The sequence below is a fragment of the Hymenobacter metallicola genome, assembly GCF_004745645.1.
Classification (GTDB): Bacteria; Bacteroidota; Bacteroidia; order Cytophagales; family Hymenobacteraceae; genus Hymenobacter; species Hymenobacter metallicola.
Genome location: NZ_SRMB01000003.1, coordinates 1 through 12,544, shown reverse-complemented (window position 1 = coordinate 12,544; position 12,544 = coordinate 1). Strand labels below are relative to the sequence as shown.

The window sequence follows — 12,544 nt, the reverse complement described above, 5'->3', positions numbered from 1 at the left end:
ACCAACTGACTAAACCGGGCCCGGTCGACACGTCGACCGGGCCCGGTTGCGGTTAGGGCTACATGGGCAGCCGGAGCGTCACGTAGCGCGGGGGCGGCTCGGCACCAGTCTCCGTGGGAGCAAATTCCTGCTTCACAACGATGATACCATCGGGCCGCCAGCGCACTTCGGCGGGGCCCCAATTGGCAAGTTCCCGCTGCCAGATGAGCGTAGGGCCCGTGGAGCCAACCTGCAGCAGTTGTAAGCCATTGGGGTCGAAGGCGGCAACTAAATCAGTATTGCTTGCCAGAATATAGCGCCCATCGGGCGAAGCCACGGGCCGGCCCCAGATGTTGGTACGCTGTCCGGTCCGCTGGTCAATCAACACCACGGATTGGCCTTCATAAAGTCCGGCGCTGACAACCCACTGATGGACACTGGGCAGCTGGCCCCAGTAGTGATACGCCACGGCTTCTTCCGTATCGGTAGTGTCATTCTTCAGGACCACAGTTCGGCCGTTAGCGGCCTTGAACGTCAGGTTCAGCCCCGCGCGCTGCACTTGGCCATTGGTTTGAGCTACGCTAGATGCCTCCACCGAATCAGGCCATATTGGCAAGGCGTTGGGTCGGGCTCGTTCCCAGGTTGCTAGGTCGGCTGGTTGCACAGGTATTACGTGGCCAGTGGTGGTGCGCAGCGTGTCGTGGCCCGTCGCCTTACTGACGTCGGCCGAGGTTAGCACTGGGGGTGGGGCAACGGGCACGGCAGCCGGTGCCGGTGCTGCGGCGGGTGGAGCTGAAGCAGCAGGGGAATCCGTACCGGTGGGTGGGTCTTGGCTACAGCCAGCCAAGACAGCCAGGAGGGCTACTGCGCCAGTAGGAAAAAAAGAAAAACGCATGCACAAGTATAGGGATTTGGCCATAGAGGTGGCCTAGCCCACTACGGCACCACCTTCATTCGCACCACGCGCGTGTCAACGTCGCCGTTGTCGAAGAAGTCTTGCTCAAACAAAATGGTTTTGTTATCGAGCCAGCGCGGGCCCGTTACCCCCCACTCAGTCTGCCGTTCCCAGAGCTTCTCTAGTCTGGTCCCATCCACATGCCACACTTGCAGGCCACTAGGCTCATAGCGGGCCAGTACGTCAGAATTGCCGCACACAAAGTGTCGACCATCCGGGGCCACAGCCGGTGGGCTCCAGATGCGGGTGCGCTGCCCGTTGCGTTGGTCGACGAGCAGGAAATAGCCTCCTTCGTAGAGATGCACGGAAATCAGCCACTGTTTAATTTCGGGTAGGCTGCCCACGTACTCGTAGCTGATGTTTTTCTCGTAATCTTCCGCGGGGTTGTTTACCAGCCGTAACGGCTGCTTCAGGGCTGCAGGGCGCAAAACTAACGCGCGGCCCACGCGCTTCACGGCCGGGCCAGCCGTACGCAAGCGTTGCCGCTCCTCGGCTTCCAGGTCGATTTCCTGTGCTTGCTCCTGGGTTTCGGGCTCGGGTGGCAGCCAAGTTTTATGGGGCAGTTTCTCGTAAACATTGCGAGAACCTTGATGAATACTTAGTACCCGGCCCGGCAGCTGCACCAGCGTATCGAGGTGGCCCAGGCGGTAGATACGCGGTGGCACCGGGCGCGGAACGGGCACGGCGGGCGTGGCAGTCGGCACGCTGGGCTGCATTCGTTCGGCCGGACCACGAAAGGAACAACTCCACAGCAAAAACTGTGGAGTACTCAATAAAAGCAGGGCACGAAGCCGTAACATGGGGTATTGGTAAAAGACGGGCCGCTTAAAAATCCTGCTTGAGCCACTGGCGGAAGCTGGCCTGCTGTTCGGCCGTAGCTTCGGGTAGTTTCTCCACGGTGTACTTCTGCCAGAACTGCTGCGCTGGATCAGCCAGCAGCGTTACCGTCAACAGCCGGTTCTGCCGGAACACGCTGATTTCGTAGCTGGTTGCATCGTCAGCCAGCAAACTTTGCAGATTCATATCGACCCGCCGGCCATTCACCGCCACAATTTCGTCGTCCACCGTCAGGGCCGCGGCGGCCGGCGAACCGGGCAGAATGTCGGTTACTTCAGTCCGTTCATTCTTGACCACCGCCCGGAAGCCAAAGGTGCCCTCCGCTGCCGAGGCGTTGGGCTCAGCCTGCAGCGTGCAGCCTACAAAGCTCAGGGCCTTATCGAGCGGTTCTTCCAGCGGGGTCGTGCCGTAAATAAACTTGTCGAAGTAGGTTTTCATGTCGCGCCCGGCTACTTCGTTTACCAGGCGGATGTAGTCTTCCTCGGTGTAGCCAATGCCAGTCAGGCCAAACTCCTCATAAAGACGCCGCATCACGTCGTCGAGGCTGCGCTGGTGGTTGCTCAGGCGGCGCAAAGTCAAATCCAGCAACAGGGCTACTAGTGCGCCCTTGTGGTACACCGATACTTTGCGGTCGGGCACTCCGGGCTTGTAGCCGTCCAGCCACAGATCCATCGACGCATCGGCTAACGACAGGTTGTAGCGGCCGTAGTCGTCGTAGTGCTTGCGCAGCACGGTATTCAGCTCGGCAAAGTACTGGCTAGCCGTGCGCACGTTGCTGCGGGCCAGCAGATATTCACCGTAGTAGGTCGTAATGCCCTCGGCTATAAAGCAGGTGCGGAAGTAATTTTCGCGGGTGAAGTCATACGGCTGCATTTCCGCCGGCCGGATGCTTTTAATATTCCAGGTATGGAACAGCTCGTGGCAACTCACGCCCAGCAGTTCTTTGTACAGGCCTTCCGTCATCAGCAGCTCGGCCGGACCCAGCACTATTACCGTCGAATTCATATGCTCCACCCCGTGGTAGTGCTTATAGGGCAGAATCTGATTCAGAAAATGGTAGTCCTGCACCGGAAACCCGCCGAATAGTGCCAGCTGTTCTTCCGAGAAGGCGGCAAAGTCGCGCAGCAGTCGGGGCCAGTCGGGCGCGCACTCACCCTGTACCCAGATAGAAAAAGGAATGCCCTGCACAGCATACGTTTGCTGTACCAGCGTGGGGCTGGCAATCAGGGGGGCATCTACCAGCTCATCAAAATTTCTGGCTTGCAGCGTGTTAGGGCCACTCTGGGGTAGGCCACAGGCAATCTGCCAGTTAGCGGGCAACTGCAGTTGCAGCTGACACTGTTCCGCCTGCCGCCCTTCCACGTACATAAAGCACTGCACCCCGTTGACATAGAGCTGGGTTTCGTCGAGCCAGGAGCCGCCCGCGTCCATCTGGTGGGCGTAAAAATTGTAGCGCACCCGCACCGTGCGGCCCGCCGCGCCACTTACCTGCCACCGGTCTTTGGTTAGCTTCCGGAAGGGCAGGGCTTCACTCGTAGCCGCATCTTCTACCACCACGCGCTGCACTTTCTGGGCAAAGTTCTGCAGTTCGTACCGGCCCGGCCGCCAAGCGGGCAGCTGCAGCTCCAGCGTTTCGGTAGCCGTGGCAGCCACCTCAAATGTCATCTGGATCTGCAGGTAAAAGGTAAGGGGATTGTCAAACGAAACGTAGTAGTGAATCATAGAGCGCGGATCGGGGAGAGGCCGGAACGGGATGCAAAGCTACGGGGTATCCGGCGGTAACCGGCAGGCTTTGGGATATCTGTTTTACGGGAGAAACCGCAGCGGGTAAATGCCTATCTTTGCTTCTTCAGCCGGTATCTTTTTGATTATTACTCGGAAAAAGCTGCTGCAAGCATTGCCTTTTCCAAATGAAGGTCTTACCTTTGCCGGCCTTACCTGTCACTGAGTCTCTTACAATATCATGAAACGTACTTTTCAGCCCTCGCAGCGCAAGCGCCGCAACAAGCACGGTTTCCGTTCGCGCATGGAAACCGCTAATGGCCGCAGCGTGCTGGCCCGTCGTCGTGCCAAAGGCCGTAAGCGCCTGACCGTATCTGACGAAGGAAAACATAAGCGCTAAGCCGCTGACGGCGCCTGCCGTGTCGCCTTCTTCGGCTCAGATGCCGGGGGCGCGTTCATATTCGTTTCCGAAAGAAGAACACTTGTGCCGCAAAAAGCTCATTGAGGAGCTTTTCGGCCGGGGTTCTTCTTTTGGTTTGTACCCCTTGCGCATCGTGTGGCTGCCGGCCCCGGCGCCGACCTCGGCCCCGCCGCAAGTCCTGGTCAGTGTGTCCAAGCGCAGCTTCAAGCGTGCCGTCGACCGCAACTACCTCAAGCGCCTAATGCGCGAAGCTTACCGGCTCAATAAATACCGGCTGCTGGAAGCCCCCGGTGGGCATCCCGTGGGCACGATGGCCATTATCTACACGGGAAAGGAAAAAAAGCCTTTTGCGCTGGTGGAAAAAAAATTAATTTCAGGGCTAGAGCGTTTGGTAATCGACGCAACCCCCGCATCCGCGGCCGGGTCTGTTTCGTAAGCTATTTTTCTCGCTTCTAGTCTTTTATATGCGCAAAACTACCGTTGCTGGCTTGCTCCTCGGAGGCGCCGCGCTGCTCGCATCCTTTCGGACCGCTTCGGACAACGAACGGTACTTCGAGATTGCCAAGAACCTCGACATTTTTGCCACCCTGTTTAAGGAGGTAAACACGTTTTACGTGGACGAGGTAACGCCCGCCAAGTTGGTTAAGACCGGCATTGATGCGATGCTCAAGTCCCTGGACCCGTATACGAATTACATTCCCGAGGACGATATTGAGGACTTTCGCACCCTGACTACGGGCCAGTACGGCGGCATCGGGGCGGTAGTGGTGAAGCGCAGCGGCAAGACCATTGTGCAGAGCGCCTACGAGGGGTATCCGGCCCAGAAAGCCGGCTTGCTGCCCGGCGACGAGATTCTGACCATCAACGGCGTCAACGTTGAAAAGAAAAACAACGCCGATATCAGCAAGTTGCTCAAGGGACAGGCCAACTCCCTGGTGAAGCTGGAAGTAACGCGCTACGGGCAGGAAAAGCCGATTGAAGTCAACATCACCCGCGACAAGATTCAGGTTGACAATGTGCCTTACTATGGTATGCTGTCCCCGGAGGTCGGTTATTTTCAGCTAGGCAGCTTCACGGTCGATGCCGGTAAGGAAGTGCGCATGGCCGTAACCAAGCTCAAGGAGATGGGGGCCAAAAAAATCGTGTTCGATATTCGCGACAACCCCGGTGGCTTGCTCAACGAAGCCGTGAACATCTCTAACGTCTTCGTTGATAAAGGCATGGACGTGGTGAGCACCAAGGGCAAGGTAACCGAGTGGAACAAAACCTACAAAGCCCTCGACGCCCCACTCGATACGCAGATTCCCGTGGTGATTATCACCAGCAGCCGCTCGGCTTCGGCCTCCGAGATTGTGTCGGGCGTATTGCAGGACTACGACCGCGCCGTGGTGGTAGGGGAGCGCACGTTTGGTAAAGGATTGGTGCAGGCTACCCGCCCGCTGAGTTACAACTCCCAGCTGAAGGTGACCACTGCGAAGTACTATATTCCCAGCGGCCGGTGCATCCAGGAAATTGACTACGCCCACCGGGCCGACGATGGCACGTTGGGCAAATTCCCGGATTCGTTGCGCACGGCCTTTAAAACTCAGAGTGGCCGGGTAGTATACGATGGGGGAGGAGTTGCGCCGGACGTGGAAGTCCAGGAAAAGGAAATTGCCGACATCACCCGGGTGCTGCTCCAGAAAAACTACCTTTTCGACTACGCCACCCGCTACCGCGCCGAGCATGCCAGCATTCCGCCGGCGCGGGAGTTTCAGCTCTCGGATGCCGAGTACCAGAAGTTCGTGCAGTTTTTATCGGGCAAAGACATTAACTACAGCACCGACATGGAAAAGAGCCTGACGGAGCTGTCGAAGAAGGCCAAGGAAGAAAAGCACTACGACGACGTAAAAGCCGAGCTGGAGGCCATCCGCAAAAAGGTGTCGACCAACAAGAGCAACGACCTGACCCGCTTCAAGCCCGAAATCCGGGAGCTGCTGGAGCAGGAAATCGTGTCGCGCTACTACTTCCAGAAGGGCAGCATCGAGGCCAGCTTCGACGATGACCCCAATATCCTGACGGCCATGCAGGTCATCAACGACGCACCGCGTTACGCGGCCCTGCTGAAGCCCGGCACGCCAGAAGCCAAGACCCGTCCCGAAGCCACCCGCAAGACGGCTGGCGGGAAGTAGGAAGCCACAGATTGTAACCTATGGAAAGCAGCCTCATCTTGGGGCTGCTTTTCTTTTTTGGATCCGCAATGAACGATGTAATGCTCCGCGCCAAGCACTGGCAGGTATTTCTTTATATTCTTCCGATTTTGATTTTGGCGAACATAACTATTGTGGATAGCCCGCTTCTTTCTAATAGCATGAGTGCACTAGCCTATGGTTGTTATTTCACCTGGTTTGCACTTCTCGGCAACAGGCTGTTCTTGTTGTTGCCACGTAATGTGGATTTTAGTCTTACGTGGTTTCTAGTTGACACCGTAGTAGTTATAGCCACTTTTGCTGCAACGGTAATTCTCACGGATGACCGTAGCTTTCAAGGGGAAGGCCTGATGGCTTTGCCCGTGTTTTATGTGTTTTTTGCTGCTGGGCATACGTTCTGGTTTTTGGCAGCAACGCTGGTTGCCGTTGAGAAGCGTCGTAGGCCTGAATTCGGGTTCTACTTTGGGACGTTGTTGTTATTCCTGTTCTGGCCGATTGGAGTTTGGTTTATTCAGCCTCGTCTGAACAAAGTATGGAAAGAGCAGGAATGAAAGCCGCAGTGCTGTAGGAAGTGGAGATTGAAAACCAGGTCTTAACTGCAGCTTATACGTTCCGGCCGTACCTTTGCCCCATGTCCACGCTCATCCTTTCCCTCGAAACCTCGTCCCCCGTTTGCTCCGTCGCCTTGCACCGCGACGGGCAGCTGCTGGGTCAATCGGAGCTACGCCTGGAAAAGTCGCACTCCTCGCACCTGAGTCTGCTGATTCAGCAGTTACTGGACAACACCACCGTAACCCTGCGCGACCTGGCGGCGGTGGCCGTGTCCGATGGGCCGGGCTCGTATACCGGGCTGCGCATCGGGGCCGCCGCGGCCAAGGGGTTGTGCTACGCGCTGGATATTCCGCTGTTGGCTATCAGTACCCTGCAGGCCCTGGCCCAGCAGGTAGCGGCCTACACTGTCCGCGCCGAGGAGTTTTTATTTTGCCCCATGCTCGATGCCCGGCGTATGGAGGTCTATAGTGCTCTGTACACCCACGCGGGGCAGCAAGTGCTGGCGCCGGCCCCGCTCATTCTGGATTCTGATACGCTGGCCGAACAATTAGCCCACCACCGCTTGTTATTCTTCGGAAACGGGGCGGCTAAGTTTGCGTCTCTAGCGAATACGCCCAATGCGGGTTTTCTGATGGGTATTGAGCCTTCCGCCATTGCGGTAGGCGCCTTGGCCCAGCAGGCTTTCCAGCAGCAGGAGTTTCGGGACGTAGCCTACTACGAACCGTTTTATTTAAAGGAAGTACATACCACCACGCCGAAAGCCAAGTAGTGCCACCCGACCAGGGAAGCACCTACACTACCATAGTTAGCTTACATCATGGAAGATTTCATCAACCGCGTTGCGCAAAGCGCCCTGACCACGCTCAACCTGGAAGAGTTTATTCATCCTGGGGAACGGGTAGTGTATGACATCAAGGATAATCTGTTTCACGGATTAATCCTGCGGGAAAAAGATTTCCGCGAGTTTATCAAAACCCATGACTGGAGCCAGTACGACGGCAAGAACGTCGCCATTATCTGCTCAGCCGATGCCATAGTGCCAACCTGGGCCTACATGCTGCTGGCTTCCAAGCTGCAAAACCATGCCCACCGCTACGTGTTCGGCAACCTAGAAGCTCTGGAGCAGGAGCTGTTTCACGAGGCCATTGCCGCTATAAACGTGGAGGATTTCCGCGACGCGAAAGTGGTGGTAAAAGGCTGCGGCAATATCCCGGTGCCCACGTATGCCTACGTGGCCATTATGCAGAAGCTGCTGCCCGTTACGTCCAGCATCATGTATGGTGAGCCGTGCAGCACGGTGCCGCTGTATAAGCGTCCGAAGGTGCAGGCCTAAGACTTCCCAGTTCCTGTTTAAAACCGCCCATTGGTACGTTACCAATGGGCGGTTTTGTATATAGCCCAACGGTAGTGAGAGGTGGATTTGCTGGCTGCGTTTCCCAGATTATGCATCTTTGAGCTTCCAATACTACCCGCATGCCCGAACCAACCAGCCGCCAACCCTACAAGATCAGCTTTCTGACCGGCGCCGCCATTGTGGTAGCCAATATGGTTGGCACCGGGGTTTTCACCAGTTTGGGGTTTCAGGTGTTGGGCATTCAAAGCGGGTTTGCCTTACTCATGCTCTGGGCCGTAGGGGGCCTGATTGCGCTGTGCGGAGCCTTGTGCTACGGGGAGTTGGCCGCGGCCATGCCCCGCTCGGGGGGCGAATACCACTACCTGTCGCAGATTTACCACCCCGCCCTGGGGTTTCTCTCGGGCTGGGTCTCGGCCACCGTTGGTTTTGCGGCTCCTACCGCGTTGGCCGCCATGGCCCTGGGCCGCTATGCGGCCGGCGTGTGGCCCGCCGTACCGCCCCAGCTTCTTTCTATAGGAGTAGTGCTGGCCCTGACAGTCGTGCACGGGATGAGTAGCCGAGTCGGGAGTCGGTTGCAGGTGGTGGTCACAGCCGTAAAAGTCGGCGTGTTAGTTCTCTTTATTGGTGCTGGCTTGCTGAGTGCCACTCCGCAGTCAATTGCTTTTCTGCCCCAGGCCCCCGACTGGCAACAGCTACTGAGTCCGTCCTTTGCCGTTTCCCTTATTTATGTGTCCTACGCCTACTCGGGTTGGAATGCAGCGGTGTATTTGACCGGGGAGGTTGCCGAACCGCAGCGCAACCTGCCCCGCATTTTACTGGCCGGTACCGCTGTAGTACTCTTATTATATGTGGGGCTCAACTTTGTTTTCCTGTACGGCACCCCTGTTGCTGCCTTGTCGGGCCAGTTGGAAGTGGGCTACGTAGCCGCCAGTCATATTTTTGGCCCCGCCGTTGGTCGCCTGATGGGGGCTGTAATTGCCGTGCTGTTGGTATCCACTATCAGTTCGATGGTATTTGCCGGTCCGCGCATTATCCAGGTGATGGGCGAGGACCTGCCCGCTCTGCGTGGCTTGGCTGTCGTCAGCAAAAACGGCGTTCCAGTGCGGGCGTTGCTGCTGCAAACCTCCCTGACGCTCTTTTTCATTCTCACCTCCACCTTCGAACAGGTGTTGCTCTACGCCGGCTTTATTCTGAGCCTGTTCACGTTTCTGACGGTGCTCGGCCTGTTTGTACTGCGCCAGCGCCGCCCCGATTTGCCGCGCCCTTACCGGGCCTGGGGCTATCCGCTTACGCCCCTCGTATTCCTGGGCCTGAGTGGCTGGACCCTGATTTTTATTCTTCGCGACAAACCTACCGAGTCGTTGTATGGGTTGGCAACGCTGGCCGTCGGGGCGGTGGTTTACTTTGTCGGTAGGCAGCTAGCCCGCCGCTGAGCTGGTCGTGCTCCCACATACAGTCGAACTGAACTACATTTGGCTTTTACAATACTGTTAGCTGCCTCTTTAACCTTACCTACATGCGTTTGTTCTTCGTCGGGATAGTGCCGGCCTGTATTCTGCTGCTCGCATCTTGTTCTGAACAAAAACAGTCTGCCCCGGAGCAGTCTGCCCCAGCACCCACTGCTACGTCGGCTCCGGTTGATTCAGCCGTCGCTACGCCAGCCCCCCCAGTAGCCCCCGACACGACCCGTCTGCAGGACGTTGCGGCCTACATGGCCGGTAGCCGCGTCAGTCGAGGCAGTGAGTTGCGTACCCTTACGTCGCAACCAGCTTGGCAGGCTTTTGCCGCCGATGCCGATAAAAGCTGGATTAACTACCACCAAACCCGCACAACCAAGATACAGCAGTGGGCCGCGGCCGAGCTAGATTCCGTACGCGCCTCTAGCCCCACGGTTTTTTATCCGTTCAGCGGCCCCGACTTCCTAAACGTCGTCACTATGTTTCCCACCAGCAAAACCTACGTTCTGGTAGGGTTGGAGCCGGTGGGTACCGTTCCCCGGTTGAGCACCCTGGCGAATCCGAAGCTCTACTCCGCCTTGAAAGCCTCGCTCTGGTCCGTACTGAACTTTAGCTTTTTCCGGACCAATGATATGGCTGTCGACTTGAAGTCGGTGGAGCTCGACGGGGCTTTGCCGCTTCTTATGCTCTTTGCGGCCCGCACCGATCATCAGATTCAGGACATTCGCTACGTGCAGCTCAATGCCCAAGGGCAGGTTGTGGATGCCGACTCGACTACTATCCGCAAGCCCGGCTTGAAAGTCGTGCCTGGGGTAGAGCTAATGCTTACCGACAAACAGGGGCAGGAAAAGAAGGTTCTCTACTTCTCCGCTGACCTTAGCGACTGGAAGCTGGGCATTACAAAGGAGGCGGCCCTGCAGTATGTGCGTAGCCTAGGGCCTTTTGCCACGTACGTCAAGTCTGCCACCTACCTCATGCACAAGAGCTATTTCTCCAAGGTGCGCAATCTGATTCTGGAGCAGAGTAACTATGTACTGCAAGACGATTCCGGCATTGCCATGAAATACTTCCAACCCTCCGATTGGAAGTTTACCTACTACGGTACCTACAAACGGCCTATCAATCTGTTTGCCAAGCAATACCAACCGGCGCTTACCAAAGCCTACGCTGACTCAGTCAACCGGCCGCGTCCCCTGCCGTTCGGGACCGGGTACAACTGGCGGCAAAATGACTCCAATCTGTTGCTTGCCAAACGGCGTACTTCGCCAGCCAGCTAACCGAGAGCATACACCAACGGGGCGCCAACCACTCAGGTTAGCGCCCCGTTGGTATTACTGCGCCCCCAAACAGCTAGTGCTGCGGAACTCTATGGGATTGGTGGCGAAACCGACATATCAATTCCGGCCATGCGTAGTGTAGTCTTAGTTCTTAGCTTGCTTCTCTCTGCCGTGGCAGTTGCGGCTCTAATCGCGCCCCGTCAGACCACGCCAGTTCGGTCTGGCTCTACCGCCGACAGTTCTTTGCTGGATAGTCTGCTGCGCAGTGATGCCCAACTAGCTACCATTGCCCGTCGGGCCGATGAATACGAAGTCCAGATTATCTACACGCAAATAAACCGCGACGAGCAAAACCAACCCCATTTCACCCAGCACAGTTTTCACCTGAATGCTCAGCAGTACTTCAACCCGGCTAGTTTAGTTAAGTTACCCGTGGCGGCACTAGCGCTGGAAAAGCTTAATAACCTAAACCAACCCGGCCTCCATCGAAACTCTCCTCTGGCAATCGGTACCGCGTTCCGATGTCAAACTGGCGTGCCATATAGCACCTCGCCCGACTTAGATAGGTTGAATACTGTTGGCAACTACGTCAAGCGTATGTTGCTCGTCAGCGACAATGTGGCGTACAACAGGCTCTACGAATTTTTAGGACAAGGCCCGCTTAACAAACGGCTCTGGAACTTGGGCTATCCTCTTGCCCGTATTACGCGCCGCTTCGTCCCCTGCGATACTGCCGCCAACCGGCACACCAATCCGTTTACCTTTTATAGTCAGGAAGGTCAGCCAATCTACCAGCAGCCAGCAGCTGTTAATACGGAGAAGCTCGGGTTTCCACTAGGCCGTATTGTTAAAGGTCAGGCTTACCAAGCCGGTGGGCGCCTTATACGTGAGCCATATGACTTCACTACGGCTAACTACCTGCCCTTACAAGACATTACCAATGTATTGAAAGCAGTTGTCTTCCCCGAGAGCATACCGCAAAACCAGCAGTTCAGCTTATCTAGTAACGATTACAGGTTTCTGCGTCGTTATCTGCATCAAACACCCCACGGCTCCGGCTTCTCCCTATACAAAGCCCCCAGCTTTTACGACGCGTATAAAAAGTACTTCTACTATGGCCGCAACCCCACAGCCCCGGGCCAATCAGGGCTGCATATCTATAACGTTGTCGGAATGTCTCATGGCTATCTAGCCGATGTTGCCTATTTCGCCGACTCAACTCAGCGTGTCGAGTTTATGTTGAGTGCAGTCATCTATGTTAACAAAGACGGCATTCTAAATGATGGAAGCTATGAATACGCCACCGTAGGGTTACCTTTTCTGAAAAACCTTGGCCGGAAAATCTATCAGTATGAAACAACCAGGCCCTATCTAATAAAGCCAAACCTCAAGGGATTCTTCACCGAGCAGGAGCAAACTGCAGAGTAAGTAGAAAATATTTTGTGCCCAGTGAACTAACCCGTTCTTGTAACTGGTTACACCACAGCCTCCTTTAGAGGAGAACTATAATAAATAAGCCAGCCTTCAACGAAAAAGTTAGGAGTAGGGTTTGGAAGTACCGGATTGATCCTGCACTTTTGCACTCCCAACTCGAACGGAGGCGGGCCCCAGAGACCAAGTGAACTGCTTTGAAAAAAAAGTTTTCACCGGTATTTGGAAAGTAGAAAAGGGAGTTCTTACCTTTGCAGTCCCAAATCGAGTGGAGGCGGGCTACGAACAACGAAGAAAAAAGTTTTCTAAGTTGTTTGGAAAGTAAAAAGAAAGGTTCTTACCTTTGCAGCCCGCTTCGAGAGGAAGCGGA

At 56.0% G+C, this 12,544-nt stretch carries 12 protein-coding genes; 9 read left to right on the top strand and 3 right to left on the bottom strand.

Annotation, left to right across the window (positions count from 1 at the left end; genetic code table 11):
• Positions 1-58 precede the first annotated feature (58 nt).
• The 3 genes from E5K02_RS15315 to E5K02_RS15305 all read right to left on the bottom strand — a co-directional run bounded on the left by E5K02_RS15315 (position 59) and on the right by E5K02_RS15305 (position 3,493).
• On the bottom strand, positions 59-739 hold the full coding sequence (locus E5K02_RS15315) for a hypothetical protein (RefSeq protein ID WP_135396053.1): 681 nt from the start codon (positions 737-739) through the stop codon (positions 59-61).
• Positions 740-915: 176 nt separating this feature from the next.
• Positions 916-1,734, bottom strand: coding sequence for a hypothetical protein (locus E5K02_RS15310; RefSeq protein ID WP_135396051.1), 819 nt, complete (start codon positions 1,732-1,734; stop codon positions 916-918).
• Positions 1,735-1,759: 25 nt separating this feature from the next.
• The gene (locus E5K02_RS15305; RefSeq protein WP_135396049.1) at positions 1,760-3,493 is read right to left on the bottom strand and encodes a M61 family metallopeptidase; all 1,734 of its coding nucleotides are present in this window, start codon (positions 3,491-3,493) and stop codon (positions 1,760-1,762) included.
• A 241-nt stretch (positions 3,494-3,734) separates the two neighbouring features.
• Between E5K02_RS15305 and rpmH the strand changes: the two genes are divergently transcribed.
• The 9 genes from rpmH to E5K02_RS15260 all read left to right on the top strand — a co-directional run bounded on the left by rpmH (position 3,735) and on the right by E5K02_RS15260 (position 12,171).
• Positions 3,735-3,893, top strand: coding sequence for a 50S ribosomal protein L34 (gene rpmH / locus E5K02_RS15300; RefSeq protein ID WP_100338753.1), 159 nt, complete (start codon positions 3,735-3,737; stop codon positions 3,891-3,893).
• A 40-nt stretch (positions 3,894-3,933) separates the two neighbouring features.
• Positions 3,934-4,350, top strand: coding sequence for a ribonuclease P protein component (locus tag E5K02_RS15295; protein WP_135396671.1), 417 nt, complete (start codon positions 3,934-3,936; stop codon positions 4,348-4,350).
• A gap of 28 nt (positions 4,351-4,378) precedes the next feature.
• Positions 4,379-6,085: a S41 family peptidase gene (locus tag E5K02_RS15290; protein WP_135396048.1), complete on the top strand. Its 1,707-nt coding sequence runs from the start codon at positions 4,379-4,381 to the stop codon at positions 6,083-6,085.
• A gap of 20 nt (positions 6,086-6,105) precedes the next feature.
• On the top strand, positions 6,106-6,654 hold the full coding sequence (locus E5K02_RS15285) for a hypothetical protein (RefSeq protein WP_135396046.1): 549 nt from the start codon (positions 6,106-6,108) through the stop codon (positions 6,652-6,654).
• 80 nt (positions 6,655-6,734) lie between these two features.
• Positions 6,735-7,424: a tRNA (adenosine(37)-N6)-threonylcarbamoyltransferase complex dimerization subunit type 1 TsaB gene (gene tsaB, locus E5K02_RS15280; protein WP_135396044.1), complete on the top strand. Its 690-nt coding sequence runs from the start codon at positions 6,735-6,737 to the stop codon at positions 7,422-7,424.
• Positions 7,425-7,472: 48 nt separating this feature from the next.
• On the top strand, positions 7,473-7,988 hold the full coding sequence (locus E5K02_RS15275; protein ID WP_135396042.1) for a DUF2480 family protein: 516 nt from the start codon (positions 7,473-7,475) through the stop codon (positions 7,986-7,988).
• Positions 7,989-8,128: 140 nt separating this feature from the next.
• Positions 8,129-9,442, top strand: coding sequence for an APC family permease (locus E5K02_RS15270; RefSeq protein ID WP_135396040.1), 1,314 nt, complete (start codon positions 8,129-8,131; stop codon positions 9,440-9,442).
• Positions 9,443-9,525: 83 nt separating this feature from the next.
• Positions 9,526-10,743 carry a hypothetical protein gene (locus E5K02_RS15265; RefSeq protein ID WP_135396038.1) on the top strand — a complete coding sequence of 406 codons (1,218 nt, stop codon included), beginning with the start codon at positions 9,526-9,528 and terminating at the stop codon, positions 10,741-10,743.
• A gap of 243 nt (positions 10,744-10,986) precedes the next feature.
• Positions 10,987-12,171: a serine hydrolase gene (locus E5K02_RS15260; RefSeq protein WP_167856428.1), complete on the top strand. Its 1,185-nt coding sequence runs from the start codon at positions 10,987-10,989 to the stop codon at positions 12,169-12,171.
• Positions 12,172-12,544: the final 373 nt, after the last annotated feature.